This is a genomic window from Streptomyces sp. NPDC017991, from assembly GCF_044328075.1.
Taxonomy (GTDB): domain Bacteria; phylum Actinomycetota; class Actinomycetes; order Streptomycetales; family Streptomycetaceae; genus Streptomyces.
On sequence record NZ_JBIRGP010000002.1, the window covers coordinates 244,022 to 260,133 of the forward strand.

At 67.3% G+C, this 16,112-nt stretch carries 15 protein-coding genes; 8 read left to right on the forward strand and 7 right to left on the reverse strand.

All coding sequences use genetic code 11. The features are described from left to right. Positions 1–9: 9 nt before the first annotated feature. Genes recO through ACH4DZ_RS05695 form a run of 3 tightly spaced genes read right to left on the reverse strand, consistent with a single transcriptional unit; the run spans position 10 to position 1,248 of the window. Positions 10–762, reverse strand: coding sequence for a DNA repair protein RecO (gene recO / locus ACH4DZ_RS05685; RefSeq protein ID WP_384812881.1), 753 nt, complete (start codon positions 760–762; stop codon positions 10–12). Positions 763–808: 46 nt separating this feature from the next. Beyond that, on the reverse strand, positions 809–1,024 hold the full coding sequence (locus tag ACH4DZ_RS05690) for a hypothetical protein (RefSeq protein ID WP_398285667.1): 216 nt from the start codon (positions 1,022–1,024) through the stop codon (positions 809–811). Then, positions 1,021–1,248 carry a hypothetical protein gene (locus tag ACH4DZ_RS05695; protein ID WP_398285668.1) on the reverse strand — a complete coding sequence of 76 codons (228 nt, stop codon included), beginning with the start codon at positions 1,246–1,248 and terminating at the stop codon, positions 1,021–1,023. The genes ACH4DZ_RS05690 and ACH4DZ_RS05695 overlap by 4 nt, the downstream gene beginning before the upstream one ends. Before the next feature lie 115 nt (positions 1,249–1,363). Between ACH4DZ_RS05695 and ACH4DZ_RS05700 the strand changes: the two genes are divergently transcribed. Both ACH4DZ_RS05700 and ACH4DZ_RS05705 read left to right on the forward strand, forming a co-directional pair. Beyond that, entirely contained in the window at positions 1,364–2,197 is an 834-nt protein-coding gene (locus ACH4DZ_RS05700; RefSeq protein WP_398285669.1) for a Scr1 family TA system antitoxin-like transcriptional regulator, read from the forward strand. Continuing rightward, on the forward strand, positions 2,179–2,451 hold the full coding sequence (locus ACH4DZ_RS05705) for a DUF397 domain-containing protein (protein ID WP_398285670.1): 273 nt from the start codon (positions 2,179–2,181) through the stop codon (positions 2,449–2,451). The genes ACH4DZ_RS05700 and ACH4DZ_RS05705 overlap by 19 nt, the downstream gene beginning before the upstream one ends. A 15-nt stretch (positions 2,452–2,466) precedes the next feature. On the opposite strand, the gene ACH4DZ_RS05710 is transcribed toward ACH4DZ_RS05705, so the two are convergent. Continuing rightward, entirely contained in the window at positions 2,467–3,351 is an 885-nt protein-coding gene (locus ACH4DZ_RS05710) for a DUF2637 domain-containing protein (protein WP_398285671.1), read from the reverse strand. A gap of 618 nt (positions 3,352–3,969) precedes the next feature. Here ACH4DZ_RS05710 and ACH4DZ_RS05715 point away from each other — a divergent pair. Together ACH4DZ_RS05715 and ACH4DZ_RS05720 are read left to right on the forward strand one after the other, a co-directional pair. Continuing rightward, positions 3,970–5,739, forward strand: coding sequence for an aminotransferase class I/II-fold pyridoxal phosphate-dependent enzyme (locus ACH4DZ_RS05715; protein WP_398285672.1), 1,770 nt, complete (start codon positions 3,970–3,972; stop codon positions 5,737–5,739). Further along, complete coding sequence (locus ACH4DZ_RS05720) at positions 5,736–6,539, forward strand: phosphatidate cytidylyltransferase (RefSeq protein ID WP_398285673.1); 804 nt, start codon at positions 5,736–5,738, stop codon at positions 6,537–6,539. Before ACH4DZ_RS05715 ends, ACH4DZ_RS05720 begins: the two co-directional genes overlap by 4 nt. Before the next feature lie 121 nt (positions 6,540–6,660). Here ACH4DZ_RS05720 and ACH4DZ_RS05725 read toward each other — a convergent pair whose 3' ends face one another. Further along, positions 6,661–9,057, reverse strand: coding sequence for a proprotein convertase P-domain-containing protein (locus ACH4DZ_RS05725; RefSeq protein WP_398285674.1), 2,397 nt, complete (start codon positions 9,055–9,057; stop codon positions 6,661–6,663). A 136-nt stretch (positions 9,058–9,193) separates the two neighbouring features. Next, a complete protein-coding gene (locus ACH4DZ_RS05730; RefSeq protein WP_398285675.1) occupies positions 9,194–10,699 on the reverse strand; it encodes a phospholipase A2 in 1,506 nt (501 codons plus the stop codon). Between the two features lie 431 nt (positions 10,700–11,130). On the opposite strand from ACH4DZ_RS05730, the gene ACH4DZ_RS05735 reads away from it, so the two are divergent. The 3 genes from ACH4DZ_RS05735 to ACH4DZ_RS05745 all read left to right on the forward strand — a co-directional run bounded on the left by ACH4DZ_RS05735 (position 11,131) and on the right by ACH4DZ_RS05745 (position 13,477). After that, positions 11,131–11,397, forward strand: a complete 267-nt coding sequence (locus ACH4DZ_RS05735; protein WP_398285676.1) for a hypothetical protein — start codon at positions 11,131–11,133, stop codon at positions 11,395–11,397. 494 nt (positions 11,398–11,891) lie between these two features. Next, on the forward strand, positions 11,892–12,644 hold the full coding sequence (locus ACH4DZ_RS05740; protein WP_398285677.1) for an SCO4225 family membrane protein: 753 nt from the start codon (positions 11,892–11,894) through the stop codon (positions 12,642–12,644). 215 nt (positions 12,645–12,859) lie between these two features. Then, positions 12,860–13,477, forward strand: coding sequence for a hypothetical protein (locus ACH4DZ_RS05745; RefSeq protein WP_398285678.1), 618 nt, complete (start codon positions 12,860–12,862; stop codon positions 13,475–13,477). A 198-nt stretch (positions 13,478–13,675) separates the two neighbouring features. Here ACH4DZ_RS05745 and ACH4DZ_RS05750 read toward each other — a convergent pair whose 3' ends face one another. Beyond that, positions 13,676–14,125: a protein-tyrosine phosphatase family protein gene (locus ACH4DZ_RS05750; RefSeq protein ID WP_398285679.1), complete on the reverse strand. Its 450-nt coding sequence runs from the start codon at positions 14,123–14,125 to the stop codon at positions 13,676–13,678. 307 nt (positions 14,126–14,432) lie between these two features. Here ACH4DZ_RS05750 and ACH4DZ_RS05755 point away from each other — a divergent pair, with 307 nt between their 5' ends. Continuing rightward, positions 14,433–16,061 (forward strand): ABC transporter substrate-binding protein, encoded by a 1,629-nt coding sequence (locus tag ACH4DZ_RS05755; protein ID WP_398285680.1) that lies wholly within the window; start codon positions 14,433–14,435, stop codon positions 16,059–16,061. Positions 16,062–16,112: the final 51 nt, after the last annotated feature.

Below are 16,112 nucleotides of genomic sequence, written 5' to 3' on the forward strand. Positions count from 1 at the left end.
TGTTGCCGCTCACGTGCTTTTCTCGACGTACCGCAACGAGCGCAGTCCGCGCTCCAGGTGCCAGTGCAGGTAGGCCGACACCAGGCCGCTGCCCTCCCTGACGTACCGCGGCTCGCACGCGTCGGCGAGCGCCCAGTCCCCCGTCAGCAGCGCGCCGAGCAGTTCGAGGGCCCCCGCCGAGGGTACGACGCTGCCGGGCACCCGGCAGTCGACGCAGACGGAACCTCCCGCGGCGACCGAGAAGAAGCGGTTCGGTCCGGGCATACCGCATTTCGCGCAGTCGCTGAAGCTGGGCGCGTACCCGTTCACGGCGAGGGAGCGCAGCAGGAACGCGTCAAGGATGAGGTGGGGCTCGTGCTCGCCCTGGGCGAGGGTGCGCAGCCCGCCCACGAGCAGCAGGTACTGCTGGACGGCGGGCTCGCCCTCGTGGTCCGTGAACCGCTCGGCCGTCTCCAGCATGGCCGTGCCGGCGGTGTAACGGGCGTAGTCGGTGACGATCCCGCCGCCGTACGGCGAGATCGTCTCGCTCTGCGTGCACAGTGGCAGCCCGCGGCCGATCAGCTCGCTCCCCCGCGCGAAGAACTGCACGTCGACGTGGGAGAAGGGTTCGAGCCGGGCCCCGAACTTCGACTTGGTCCGGCGCACCCCCCGGGCCACCGCCCGTACGCGCCCGTGACCGCGAGTGAGCAACGTGATGATCCGGTCCGCCTCACCCAGCTTCTGGGTGCGCAGCACGATGCCGTCGTCGCGGAACAGGCTCATGGCCCCATTCTCGCGTACGTTCGGGGCGCCCTTGCCGAAGGCCCCTTCAGGAGACCTCCCCACGACTGCGGGCGTTGGCGTACGCGGTCGCCGCGCTCAGCCGTTCGGCCATGGTGGCTCCCCGGACGGTGTCCGGCAGGCAGTCCCACTCCCGGCCGCCGCCGTACGGTCTCAGTTGCACGTACGGCCCCTCGTGGCCCATCACCCGGCCCACCCGCCCGGTTCTCGTATCGACGACGTACGAGCCGACCACCGGCTTCACCGGAGCACCGCCGCGAGCCGGGCCGCCGTCTCGACGGAACACCGGCCCAGTTCCACGAGGGGGCACGGTGCCTCCCGCGCCAAAGTCGCCGGGTCGATCCGGAGTGTCGGCAACTTAATTCCTGCGGCTGCGAGTGCTTCACGCAATTCCTTCACCGTTTCCTCCGCTTGCTCGACGCAGGCCGTCGAGTGCAGTGCGTTGGTTTCTTGCTGGGCAGACTTCACGGTGTTCCCCTTCGCTTTGGTGTTTCACGCTTTTCGTCTACACCGTGACACCTGCCACCTAGACTTCGGAAGACCCGCACACTCAGCAACGTCGGTGCAGTACAGGGGGTTTTCCATGGCCAATGGTTCACGGCAAGCGGCGTGGGAGTTCTTCGGAACAGAGCTGAAGAGACACCGGGAGGAGGCCGGGCTGACGCAGGCGGAGTTGGGTTATCGCGTTTTTGTGTCGGGCGGCTACATCGGGCAATTCGAACAAGCAATTCGTAAGCCGCAGTTGGATGTGGCGGCCCGTATCGACGAGGTCCTACAAACCGCCGGCTTTTTCGAGCGAACATGGCGAAAGCTGATCGATGACCGGCGGTACGCGGACTATTTCGCCGACGTGGTCGAGCTGGAACGGACAGCGACGAAGATCGCCACGTTCGCACCGACCCTCGTGCCGGGTTTGCTGCAGACAGCGCCCTACACCCGTGCCGTGATGCTGGCAGGCAACCCATTCATCGCCGACGAACACATCGAGGAGAAGACCACGGCTCGCAGAGAGCGAGCCCAGATCCTGAACGACGCGGCGAGGCCCACATACTGGGCGATCTTGCACGAGCACGTACTGAAGATTCCGGTCGGCGATGCGACGGCGATGGCTGAGCAACTCGACCACATCGTCCGGATGGCACAACAGCGGCGGGTCCTCGTGCAGGTGCTGCCGTACTCCGTGGGGGCGTACCCCCTCATGGGCCGGATGGTGCAGCTCATGGAGTTCGAGGACGCACCCCCAACCGCCTATACAGAGGCGGTGTATTCGGGGAACCTGCTGGACGATCCCGCCCTGGTTAAGCGAGTACAGGACGCATACGATCTGCTCAGGGCCGCCGCATTGCCGGCGGAGGCGTCCCTGGCCCTGATCAAGTCGGCGGCGGAGGACCACAGACGATGCGGGAGTACGACCTGAGCGCTGCACGGTGGCGCAAGAGCAGCTACAGCGACGACAACGGCGGCGAGTGCGTCGAGGTCGCCTACGACTTCACCGGCGCCGCCCGCTGGCGCAAGAGCAGCCACAGCGACGACAACGGCGGCGACTGCGTCGAGGTCGCCGACGGAGTCCCCGGCATCGTGCCTGTGCGGGACAGCAAGAACCTCGCGGGACCCGTCCTCCTCATCGGGCCCCGCGCCTGGACGGAGTTCATCCGCACCGTGGCGGAGTGACGCCAAAGGCCCCTCTCACCGCGCGGCGGGGACGTCCGGCGCGGGCGGGTCGGTCAGGGGCAGGACCGTCCGCGGCGCGGTGCTCGTGAGCAGCCGGTGTCGCGGCAGGCTCTTGCGGGCCGGCCGGGTCATCGTGATCTGGCGGACGAGCTGCTGGAAGCAGGCGAGGGCCGCCACGGCCGGCAGGACCGCCGCGGCGATACCGGTGAACGTCCGGTCCGCCTGCGCCGCGCAGAGTGCCATGGCGACGGAGGAGAACAGCAGGACGACGGCCCAGGAATGCGCGGCCCGGCGCTGGTGCAGTGCGGCCCGCAGGACGGAGAGCGAGGCCACCAGCCACGGCCCGTAGACCAGCAGGGGCCACCAGACGGCCGTGCCGCTCTGCGTGCGGAACGCGACGTGGCGCAGGGGGATGTAGGACACGATCCCGCCGAAGACGCTCACCATGGACACGACCACGGCCGCCAACGCGGCGATCAGGAAGCTGACCGTCTGCAGCCAGGTGAAGCGCATCTTGCGGACGCGTACTTTCCGATGCCCGGCGGGGTGGGATCTGATGGCCGGCAGTTCGGCGGTGATGGTGGCCAGGTTGTCCATCGGGTCGCCGGTGAGGGCGACCCGGGGCGCGCTTTCACCGCGGGGCCGCGGCACGGTCCGGGCCGGCTCCGGCCCGACGGCGTCATGGAAGACGTCCTGACGGGCGTCCTGACGGGCGTCCTGGACGGCGTCCTGGAGGAGGTAGGTCATCTCCTCGACCGGGTCCCAGGCCGAGTCGAGGGGGTCCGGGGAGGGCCCCGCCTGCCGCATGTCGACGGGACCGCGATGCCGTCCGCCGCCGACCCCGGCCTGCCGGGCACCGGGATAGTCGCCCGGCACGAAGAAGTCGGCGTAGTCGTCCATGGAATGCCTGCCCGGGTCAGACACAGGCCACATTCCCGGTGGGCTGCCCCTGGGTGCCCCATCGCCGGTCGAGGTCGTTCTGTGCCCTGCTCAGACATTCCAGGAATTCACCCAGTAGGGGCTCGGTAACGAACAGTTCGACCGGTTTGCCGTCCCCGTGCAGAGTGCCTCGGGCACCCGGTGCCGAATAAGCGGCGGCGGGGGTGAAAATGTAACGACCCATCACCACCGCAGGGATTGTGATGGAATTTTCCCGCGGCGCTCGGACGGCGGTAGAGGTCTCGACCGGCTTTGATCTTTTCATACATCGCTAACGCCTCAACCCATTACTCGGGTGCGCGGCAAAGGAGTGAGCATAAAGCCACCAAAATCATTTGCAGAGCATTTGTAATTCACACTCCCCGCCGCCCTAAGAAATGGTTCTACTACTAGATATTTAAACTCAATCGTTCGCAGGCACTCGTCAAAAATCCGATTGATGACGGTTTGGACAGGGTCGCTGCTGAGTCAGGTACCGGACTGAGTATCCGTACCTAGAAGGGCTGCGCTGTTTGACTCTGGCGCGGCCGGCTTGCGTAACCCAGCATCGGGTGCTCCTACACATCGAGAGAGGTCCCTATGGGCTGTGCCCCGCTCCAGCTTCGTACCGCGACGCCGGATGACCTTGAGTGGATCTACGAAGCGCGTCACCGGGTGTACGCACAAGAACTGGGTCAGCACGCGGTGGACCCGACGGGGCGGCTCAGCGACGGGCTCGACGGGGACAACGTCTACCTCGTCGCGGCCAGAGGGCCGGATCGCATGGGTTTCGTGAGCGTCACTCCGCCCTGGCTGGGGCGTTACGCGCTGGACAAGTACCTGTCCCGTGACGAGCTGCCGGTGTTGAACGACGACGGCCTGTTCGAGGTACGCATCCTCACCGTCGAACCGCGCTGGCGGGCCACCGCGGCGGCCCCTTTGCTGATGCACGCGGCGCTCCGCTGGATCGCCTCCCGCGGCGGCCGCAAGGTCGTGGCGATGGGCCGTACCGACCTGCTCGACATGTACCTGGCCGTCGGCCTGCGCCGGGCCGGCCGGACCGTCCGCAGTGGTGCCGTCACGTTCGAGGTCCTGACCGGCCGCGTGACCGAACTGACGCGGCGCGCGATGAGCCGGTACGGCAACACTTTGGAACGGCTGCGGTCCGAGGTCGACTGGCAACTCGACATGGCGTTCGCGCCCCGACCGGACGGCTGCGAACACGGTGGCGCCTCGTTCACCGCTATCGGCACGGATTTCCGTACATTGCACAGGCGCCGGCACGTTGTGGCCGCTGATGTGCTGGACGCCTGGTTCCCGCCGGCTCCCGGAGTGCGTGCGGTCCTCGCGGAGGACCCTGCCTGGATGGCCCGTACTTCGCCGCCGACCGGTGCCGAGGGCCTGCTGTCGGAGATCTCCGCGGCCCGTGCGCTGCCTACGGAGACACTCGCGCTCGGCGCGGGTTCATCCGACTTGATTTTCAGAGCGTTCGGCCACTGGTTGACCCCGGAGAGTAGGGTGCTTCTGACCGATCCTTGCTATGGCGAGTACGCCCACGTCACGGAGAGAGTGATCGGGTGCCGGGTGGACCGCTTCCGGTTGCGCCGCGAGGAGGACTGGCGGATCGATCCGGGCCGACTGTCCGCCGCCGTCGACTCCGGCCGGTACGACCTCGTGGTGGTCGTCAATCCGAACAACCCGACGGGACGCCACGTTCGGGCCGCGGACCTGCGCTCGCTGATCGCCGCCGCGCCTTCCCGCACTCGCTGGTGGATGGACGAGGCGTACCTGGGCTATGCGGGGCCGACCGAGTCACTCGCCGGCCTGGCGGCGACGAGCGACCGTGTGGTCGTCTGCACCTCACTGTCCAAGATGTACGCGCTGTCCGGGATGCGGGCCGCATACCTGGTGGCCGAGCCGGACGTCGCGGCGCAGATACGCCGACGGACGCCGCCTTGGCCGGTCAGTCTGCCCGCGCAGTTGGCCGCCGTGGCAGCCCTGCGCGACCCGGCCTACTACGAGGACCGCTGGTCGCGCACCCACGTACTACGGAAGGAACTCGCAGCCGCCCTGGCGGAACTGGACCCTGAGGTGGAGGTCGAGGAAGCCGTGGCGAACTTCCTCACCCTCACCTTGCCGCCGGCTGGGCCGAGTGCCGCGCGACTGGTGACCGAGTGCCGGCGCCACGAGGTCTACCTGCGTGACCTGTCGCCGCTGTCGCCGCTGTATCAGGGGCGTGCCGTGCGCATCGCGGTGAAGGACACCGCTGAGAACGCGCGGATCGTCGCCGCGTGCCGGGCCGCTTTGGCGGTACTGCGGCCGGGTCCGGCCCCGGTTCGTTCGCTGCGTGGGAGCGTGCACGCCCGATGATCACGGTGGCCTCTCTGGCTCCCCACCTCGGGGGCGCACTGGTGCTGAGCGGTGTCGCGGTGATCGCGTCCCGGCGCCGCGAGCTGCTGATCCGATGGTGTGCGTGGGCGATCGGGGTGCCCCTGGTCACCGCCGCGTTCTGGTGGGGGCGCCCGGGTGTTGCTGCCGCCGCGATCGTGGTCGGGGTGATCGCGGCGATCGAATTCGGCGAGCTGATGCGGCTGGGCCGGCCGGACCGTCTGGTGCTGGCCATGGGGGTCACCGGTGTGGTGCTGACCGTCTGGTTGTCGCCCGGCCAGGTGCTCCGGGTGCTCGCCGTCTCGGCGCTCGCGCTGGCCGTGGTGCCGCTCCTGAGCGGTGACGTCGACCACGGCGGACGTCGGCTCGGCGCCGGCCTGCTCGGGCTGGCCTGGCTGAGCGTCCTGGCCGGACTCGTGCCCCTCGGAGCGAGCGGGCTGGCGCTGTTCGTGGCGGTGTCGGTCGCCGACATCGTGGCGTACTTCACCGGTCAGAGGTTCGGCGGGCCGCCGCTGTCGCCCCTGTCGCCGGCCAAGCGGTGGAGCGGGACCTTGGCCGGAGCCGCCGCCGGGTTGGCCGCGCTCGCCCTGCTGTCCGCCCTGAGCTGGCCGATGGCGGTTGCTGTGGCGGTCGGGGGCCCGGTCGGCGACCTTCTCGAATCCATGATCAAGAGGGGTGTGCAGGCGAAGGACTCCGGCCGGTGGCTTGCTGGATCCGGTGGCCTGCTGGACCGAATCGACTCGCTGCTCATCGCGCTGGCCGTCCTGCTGATCCTGCGCTGACTCTGCCGCCCCTGGTGATCGCGGAGACGGTCGGTCGCGGACACGGCGCAGGCAGGCCCGCGCAGCCCGCGCCGTGCCAGGCTCCCGGCGTGAATACCGGGGGCCTGGCACGGGAGACAACTCAGTAGGCGAGAGTCCAGCTGTTGAGGGTGCCCGTGGCGCCCTGGGAGATGTCCTCGACGCGGAGCTTCCAGGTGCCGTTGGCCGGTGAGGTGCTTGCATCGATGGTGTATATCTGCCGGATGGTGCCGCCGCTTTCCGCAGCGGAGTCCGGCTTCACCTGGTACAGCTTGCCGTTCGGGTCGACCAGATGAATCTCCAGGTCACCACGCCACTCGTGTGTGGCGTCCACATATACCTTCAGTTTCTTCGGCGCGTTTCCTACGAGTCCGCTGACGACGACCGGCGAGCTGAAGCCGCCGGGGTCGGGCACGTCGTACTTGGTCTGGTTCTCGTAAGCGGGAAATGTCAGCGACCATCCGTTGAGGGTGCCGGTGGAGCCGGCGGATGCGTCCCGGACCTGCAGCTTCCAGGTGCCCACGGCGGGGGAGGCACTGGCGTCGATGGCATAGGTGGTCTTGATCTCGCCCGCGCCCTCTGTTGAGGACGTCGGCTTGACGAGGTACGACGTCCCGTCGGGAGCGAGCAGGTCGATCCTCACGTCGCCACGCCACGCGTGGGTGACGTTCACATACACCTGCAGCGCCGCAGGAGCGTTGCCGGACATGCTGGACACGGGGATCTCGGAGGTGACGGTGCCTGGGTCCGGGATGGCGAAGGAGCCGGTTTTCGCAAACGGGGTGGGGAACGTCAGTCCCCAGTTCGTGAGCGTGCCGGTGGCGCCTGCGGAGGCGTCCTGCACCTGGAGTGTCCAGGTGCCGTTGGCAGGGGAAGCGGCTGCGTCGACCGTGTAGACCGTATCGATCGTGCCACTGCCCTCTGTCGAGGACGAGGTCTTGACCGTGTACAGCTTGCCGTTCGGATCAGCCAGGAAGATCTTCAGATCGCCGCGCCACTCATGTGTGGCCTCTACATGCACCTGGAGATTACCGGGCGCGTTGCCCGGGATGCCGGTCACGGCGATCGGCGACTGGGCCGTTCCCGGATCGGGAATGAGGTGATCTGTGTTGTTGGCTATCGTCGAGGGGCGAGGTTTGGCGGCCGGCTCGGGTTGGGGGTTCGGGTTCGTCCCTGTTCCGTCCAGCGCCGCGCCGATGTCAATACGCGGGGTGCTGGCACCGGTGTAGGTGACGGACTTCCCGCTGGACTTCAGAAGCGACGCAAGTTCCCCGATACTCCTGGTCGGGAACGCTTCTCGCAGGATCGCGAAGGCACCGGCCACGTGCGGCGCGGCCATGGATGTTCCGCTCTTCGAAGCGTAGACACCACCGGGAACGGACGAGACGATGCCGGTACCGGGAGCGAGGACGTCCAGCAACGTTCCGCGGTTGCCGAACGAGGACAACTGATCGTCGTCGGTGGTGGCACCGACCGCGACGGCGGAGGAGACACAGGCGGGGGCGCTGACCGCATCGCCGTACCCGTTGTTCCCGGAGGCGACCACGGTGGCGACACCGACGTTGAACAGGCTGTCCATGGCCAGCTTGCGCGGGTCCGCCTCGCAGGCAGCGGCGTACCGTCCGCTGCCGAGGCTCAGGTTGGCTGCGACGACCGGAGTCCCGGACTGACGGAGCTGCTGCACCTTCTCCAGGGCGGCTATCTGGGCGCTGGTGAAGCTGAGCACACAAGGCGCGGCGCCGGGCCCGCAGTAGGTCTCAGAGGTGAATTTGCTGAAGATCTGGATGGCGACGATGTCGGCGCCGGGAGCGACACCTCGTGCCGGGGCCCCCGCGATGCCCGTTCCATCACCTGCGGCGATGCCGGCTACATGGGTTCCATGGGAACAGGCGGTGAGGGTCGCGCACGCCCCGGTCTCGGAGTCGGCGGTACCAGGGCCTTCCTCTGCTGCGGTGCCGTCGGGGCAGAGGCTGGTCGCGGAGTACTCGGCGTCGGTCGGCGAGAAGCACGCCTCGGCGATGACACGGTCCTGGAAGAACGGGTGTCCTGTGTCGACGCCGGTGTCCAGTACGGCGATCGCGCTGCCCGCCCCGGTCTTGCCCGCCTTGGCCGCCGCTGCGCCGCCGACGAGAGGGACACTCTGGTCCAGGGAGGGCGGTGCCGGTACGTCTTCGGTGACGCTGACCACACCCGGTTGCGCGGCCAGCGCGGTCAAACCGCTTCGGTCGACCCTGAGGGTGACGATCGGCAGGGTGTCGAAGGTCTGCAGCGTGTCACCGGTCCCTGCCGCACCGGCGAGGTCCGTGCGGTTCCCGGTGACGACGTTGACCCGGACGGTACCGCCGTCAGCGGTGCCGTCGTACAGCGGTGGGTCAATCGGGTCGCCTGCCCTTGCGCTTGCCGCGGTGGCGCTCGGTGGCGCTGCCGCGTGCGCCGGTATCGCGCCGAGGGTCGCGGTGATCACCGTCATGATGACCGCGGACCAGATCGGTCTCTTCACTGTTGCTCCGTCGAATAGGCGGGCATGGCGATGCCTGCGGGGATGGGGGGCGAACCCGAAGGCCGGACGGCGAGAAGTGCGCCGTCCGGCCTTCAGTGCCTGGGTCGCGTCGCTCGTCAGAAGGTGTGCCTGACGATCAGGTCGCGTTCGCGCCGTTCTTCGCCCGGCCGAACACCGTCACGGCCACGTAGTAGACGTTCGCGAGATTGCGGCAGGTGCTCTTGAAGAAGTAGCCGTTACAAGTCTTGGTATAGAGCGAGGTCCAGAAGACGCCGTCCACGTTGATCCCCTTGTTGCGGGACAGGTACTTGTAGTAGCCCTTGTAGGAGTTACCTATGGTCCCGTACCCGTAGTCGTGCTGGTCACAGGCAGGACGGAAGTCGTAACCGAGCGGCTTGTCCGGCGCGGTGGTGCAGTGGTCGTGACTGATGCCGCGCACCTTGGTGCCGTTGGGAAGCTTCTTCCACGACGGGGAATGCCAGCCGTAGTGCGCCACCTTGGTGGTGCAGCCGGACTTCGTGTAGTACATCCAGCTCGTCGCCGAGCTGCACTTCGCCGGGTACGACTGCGGACCCGAGACCTCGCCGTCGAGGAACTCCGAGGAGGCGGGCGGATCGGTCAGTGTGTTGTCCGGGCTCGTGGCGTCGCCCTCGACCGCGGTACCGGGCGTCGGGACCTCCTCACCCGTGGACGTGGCGCTCGGCAGGGCCGACCCGGCCGAGAAGGCGAGATGCCAGTTGCCGTTGCTCGGCGAAGTGAGGTCGGAGAGCCGGTCGGTGCCGTCGTAGGCGTAAGTCGTCTGCGGCTCAGTGGACTCGGTGGGGTCTGTCACGGTGCGCAGCAGACCCGAGGAGTCGTACGCGTACCGGGCGAGGGTCTGCGTGGTCGCACCCTCGGTGACGGTGATGTTCTTGACCTGGCCCGCATAGTCACCGGCGGAGGCAGCCGTGGCCGTCGTCGTGTTGGCGTAGGTGATGGCGGTGGTGGTAGCAAGCTTTTCGCCGAGGGCGGGGCTCGTGATCTCGGCGACCCGTCCCTGAGCGTCGTACTCGACGGCGGTGGCGTAGATTTCGCTCCCGACGTTGGTGACGCGCCAGCTCTCGGGGCCGGAGGCCGCCTGCTCCCATGTGAAGGTGGGCTTGAGGGCCGCTGCCGGGATAGGCCGGCCGGAGGCGTCGGCGAAGGCGTCGTCGCCTTCCGCCGTCGTGGCCAGGTCCACGTTGATGACCTCGACCATGGAGATCCGCAGGACCCCCTGAGCCTCGTCCCACCTGGAGGTTTCGGTGATCTGGGACCCGTCCGACGTCGCGAACTTCTTCACCCCGCCGCCGCTGGGGAAGTCGACGCTGGACTTGAGGTCGTACTGGGAGGTCTCATCAACGCCCAGGTCGGTCACCAGGATCGAGTTCCCCTGCTGCTCCAGCTTCCGGTTGAGTTGGCCACCCACGAACTCGGCTTCCCAACTCGGGCCGAAGACACCCATGTCTGCGCGGGCGTCCGGAGCGTCCTGAGGTGAGGCGACGCCGTCGGCCTGTGCTCTCACCGAGTGCCGACGGTTCATGAGAACGCCGGGCACGTCGGACTCGGTGACCTCGAAGGACTGCGTCTCGGAGAGGTACAGGCCGGGGCCGACATCCTGCATCGGACCGTCAGCCAGTGGCTGGTCGATACTGTCCGCCGCTAACGCATGCTGCTGCGGGAGCAGCAGCGACAGACCGAGCACAGCGGCAACAGACAGTGCAGTTTTTCGCACAAGTCCCCCCTTGTAAGGCTTAGTTGAGTGATCGCCAGGAAGGTAAAGTGCCTGTAACGAGTTCCGCAAGGCCTTAAAAAAAGGGGTGAAGCTGTTGTTTAGTTGCATGAGCAAACTCCTGCATATGCCTGCACGCGGGCCCTCCGGCCTCACCTCAGCACACAACTCGGAAACTCGCTTACGCACTTGGCCCGATCTCGATCATCGCTGACCGCTTTCTGTCGTCGAGTGGTTCACGCCCGCGAAGCGGAAGCGGCGACTCGGGCAATGTGATCACAGTCACTCAAAAGCCCACACCGAAGTCCGCTAACGTTCAAACTGTGGCAAAAATCTTCAAAAATAAACTAAACCTCACTGCGTTACGTGGGTTCCGAACGCTCCGGCTACTCACAAGAGCGATCCTGTGGGGAATCGCCATCCTCCTGACGGCTCTGATCGCCTGGATCGCCTGGGTCATCGTCATGTCGGGCGGGGGGATCGAGCTCATGACATTCGCCCTGGTGCTCGCCGCGCCATGGCCGCTGTTCCACCTCGTCGCGTCACGCCGGGCCCGGTCGTCCCGCGTGGACCGCGCACCCCGCGACTGAATCAGCGCGGAAGAGGCATCGCGGAGGAGCGCATTGAGCAGCGCCTCCCGCCCTCATCAAGCAGCTTTCAGATGGTTGTGTTGAGCGATCCCCATGGCATGCCGGTTCATCGTGGGGACTGATCTGCCGCGCGGCGGACCGCGCCTGGGACGAAGGCGGCTCGGACAGGCTGAGATCCAAGGGGCTCGAAGAAAGCGCGAACTTGCCGGACGACCGGTTCGCCCTTCAGAAGGGCGAACCGGTCACAGGACGTGTCGCGCATGGAAGGGACGATCGGCTGTGGACGCTGGAAAACGTCGCCACGATGGTCGACCGACTACCGTGACCTCCTGGTCTGCCCGAGTCGGTCTCGACATCGACCCGCCCCAGCCGAAGACACTATGAAGAAATCGGTAACCGGCCGCGACAGCTGAGTACTTGTACTCATCCCCGCATGCGCTGCACGGTCCATGGTTAGGAACACCAGCCGCTGACCGCCCCTGAAGGAACCCGCAATGCAGAACGCCTCACCCCCGCGCAGCCTTCCGCCCCTGCGTCGAGTACTGGCGCTCGCCACGAACAACTGGCCCGCCAGGAGCTACCTGGCAGCCGTTGGTCTTTCCGTCGCAGCCATGATCTTCTTCCCGGACAGCGGTGTGGCCGAACTGGCCATGCTGCTGACGGCACCTCTCTCATACCTGGCCATAGTCCTGCCATTCGGTCCTGGCACTACGGGCGGTGGGGCGATCGAGGTGCTGGCCATCGGCTTCTGGAGCACATGGCTCGTTCTGTGCGCCCTCGTGAACGCCTCCGTGCTCGGCGCCCTCCTCACCACGACCGCCGCGACACACGGCCCGCGCGACCCTTCCTCCCCTGCCGCCCGTCCCTCTCGCGAGACAGCAGGCGTGGCACGTCCCACCTCCCCCCACCGGCACACTCCGCGGTCTCTGCTCGCTCCTGCCGTCGACAACTGGATCGCACGGGGCTACCTGGTCATCGTCGCGGCATCACTGGCGTTTTTCCTCGGCGCCGCGTACCTGCTGCCGGACCCGGGGTTCGCCGGGATCTGGCCACTCATCGCTACCGCGCCACTGAGCATCATCGCTTTCGTGGTGGCCATTCCCACCGAGTGGGCCTCCTCGCTCCCCTGGCTCAACCCACTGGTCTTCTCCGCCGGTGCGGCCCTGTCCGGCCTCTTCAACGCCACACTGCTCGGTCGACTTGTACATAGGCTCCGGGCGGACAAAGCGCAGCCTGCTGCCTGGTAGCGCCTCGTTACGTTTTTGACGTCTGGTTTTCGGGCGAAGACACCGAAGGGCGAGGAAAGCATGAGCCGGGGCGGCGAGGGCGACGTGGTGGTGCCGGCCACGCCGGGTCGGCGACCGTTGTGGTCGCGGGTGGGCACGGCTGGAGAGCTGACGCTCCGTTGGTCTGAGTACGGGTACTCATGCGGGCAGTGATCAGCACCCTGCATGGTACGGACATGCGATCAATATTCTCCCCGAAGTCCTTACTGGTGGCCGCGCTCGGTGGCGTCGTCGTCCTGACCGGTTCCGGCGCGCAGAACGCCACCGCCGGTCAGATCTCCGTGGTCGGTGCCGTCGCGGCAAACGACGACGCGGAAGCGCGGTTCCTCGTGATGGCGGACCTCATCTCGCAGAGTTGTGCACCGGACGTCTCCGGCGGCGTCGATGACACAGCCTCGGTTTCCGCGGTCGGCACCACGGCAGCGGAGCCGGCCGCCGACCCCGTCTTGCCGGTCCTGGTCGACCCGGTGCCGCTGACCGCGGCGGAGGAGTGCGCTGCGCGGAGGCACCAACTACGCATCAGCAGGGCGTTCTCGGGGACGGACACGAATACGTACGAGGAGATGCGGAGCAAGCTGACGAGCCTGAGGTACCCCGGGGCGCGGATGCACCGCATGCCGGACTTCTCGGGCGAGCCTGTGGTGAGGCTCGACCTGGGCATGGACGCCGAGCACTTGGCTCTGGAGGTCACCGACATCAGCAATGGCGTGATGGTTGTGGCGTTCGGTGCTCCGGAGGGCGTGAACGTGGCCGAGGTGAGGTTGCGGCCGCAGCTGGACACACCCACATCCTGAGGCGCTGGCGGACGCCCTGCGGAGCGCTGCCCCCAGGGCGTCGGCACAGCCGGTGGGCATCCATTTCGTAACCACTCGGGTCCGGGCGCGATGCGCGTGGCCGTCCGGGTTGCGGCACTGTGCCGCAGAGCAGCCGCACGGCTACGGTCAGGACGGTTCCCCGAAGCGACTGGCGAAGTATCCCGGCGTTCCTCCTGGTCACTTTCCGAACGTGCGCACGTACCTTCGCTGCCACGGGGTCTCCACGGCGTGGCGGTCGTAGTTCTGTCGTACGAACCGCACGGCCTCCTCGGGCGGCACGCCGTCCAGGACCGCGAGGCAGGCCAGGGCCGTGCCCGTCCGGCCACGGCCGCCCCCGCAGGCGATCTCCACGCGTTCGGCGGGGTCCGCGGCCCGCTCCCAGGTGTCCGTCAGCACCTTCCGCGCCTGAGCCCGGTCCGCCGGCAGCCGGAAGTCGGGCCACCGCAACCACCGTGTCTCCCAAGGGAGTTCGGCGAGCGCATCGGGTTCCTTGCCCAGGAGGTAGACGCCGTACGTCGGACGGACGACCGCGGGGTCGAGTGCGTTGCGGAGCCCTCGTCCCCGTACCGTCCGCCCGGACGGCAGCCGAAGCACTCCGAGCGTCCCCTCGCCCCAACTCGCGCTCATCCGACTCCCCTTGGCTCCTGGGCGGGCCCTCGCCTCGATCCCCGGAAATGGTCTGCCATCGCCTGCTGTGCCGCGTCGACGTCGCGCGAGGATCAGCTCGGTCTCGGTGGGCATGGGCGCACCGGGATCCACGTCAATCCAGGGTTGACGGCCTGTCAACCCTACTTGTCCCAGGTCGACATTGGTCGCACCTGTGGCAGAAACGGCATTCGTGCGCGTTCCCTTGACCGCCCCCACGCCCCCTCTTATCGTCACGCTGCACCTATGACGTAGGACGTCGTATCTCCCACTCCTTGCTGGAGGAACCGTGCGCGACGCCACCCCCGCCTCGGCGCTGCACCGCCGGTCGTTCCTGAAGTACACCGGCGCGCTGGGCGCCGCCGCCACGATCGCCTCCACGCTCTCCGCCTGCTCCTCGGGCCCGGAGTCCACGAACGAGACGGGCGGCGAGGGCGAGGGCGCCGACCGGACGCTCACCGCGGTGATCGGCTACGGCAACGACCAGAGCTGGGACCCGCTGATGACGGCCTCGGCCTTCGCGATGGCCGGCAACCATCACATCTACGAGGGGCTGCTCGACACCGACCCGATCAGCCGTGAGCCGTACGCGGCGCTGGCGACCGCCGTTCCGGCGGATCTCCGGGCGACCACCTGGAAGTTCACGCTGCGGGAGGGCGCGAAGTGGCACGACGGGCGGCCCGTCACCGCCGACGACGTGATCTTCACCTACGACCGCGTACTGGATCCGAAGACGACGACTCTCGCCAAGAACTTCTTCGCGTCCTGGCTGAAGGAGGTGAGGAAGGTCGACGAGAAGACGGTGGAACTCATCCTCGAATTCCCGTTCCCGGACGGGGCGCAGCGGCTCACTCTCGCGAAAATCATGCCGAAGCACGTGTTCGGCGCGGCGGGTGCGCTGGACGAGGCGACGACGGGAAAGGCGGTCGGCTCCGGACCGTACCGGCAGACCGCTCACCACCCGAAGTCCAACACCACCTTCGCCGCGTTCGCCGACTACAACGGGCCACGAAAGGCCGCGTTCAAGAAGATGAACTGGCTGACGATGGTGGACGCCGCGCCACGGGTGGCGAAGATCTCCGGTTCGAGCGCGGGAGCGCAGATCTCGGACAACATCCCGTACGCCAATATCGCCCAGCTGGAGAAGGGCGGCCTGAAGGTCGAGGGCGGGGCGGGAATGAACCACCTGTTCCTGCTCTTCAACACCGCCCACAAACCGTTCGACGACGTACGGGTGCGGCAGGCGCTGCATTACGCGATCGACAAGGAGAAAATGATCCGGGCCGCACTGCGCGGACGCGGAAAGGCGGCCTCGTCCTTCCTCAACGAGGGCAATCCGACGTACCGCGAAGCGAAGCCCGTCTACGACTACGACCCGGACAAGGCGAAGGCGCTTCTGAAGGCCGCCGGGGTCAGCGGGCTGAAGGTCACGCTGATGGCGGTCAACGTCAGCTGGATCGTGGACTGCCTGCCGACCGTCAAGGCGTCCTGGGACGCGATCGGCGTCGAGACGACGCTCGAACCCCAGGAGACGGCCGCGCTCTTCACGAAGCTCGACCAGAAGAAGGACTTCCAGGTCGTCGCCGCCGCGTCCAATCCGAATCAGTTCGGGCTCGACGCGGACCTGATCATGCATTACAACTACGGGCCCGGGAACACCTGGATGCGGTATGCGCGGTGGGAGGGGAGTTCCGTGGCCAAGGATCTTTTCAAGCGGATGGATGCGGCGACCCGGGAGCCGGACGCGGAGAAGAAGAAGGCGATGACTCAGGACTACATCGATGTCGTTGCCGAGAACGTGGTCATCTATCCCGTGGTGCACAACGAGTTGATGACCGCGTGGGATTCCGGTGAGCTCACGGGGATTCGAGCTCAGCCTTATCCGGGGATAAACGTGCTCCAGGCGAAGTGGGTCTGAGGGTTGTGGGGAGGGTACGGGTTCGCTGTGGCCGGTCGCGCAGTTCCCCGC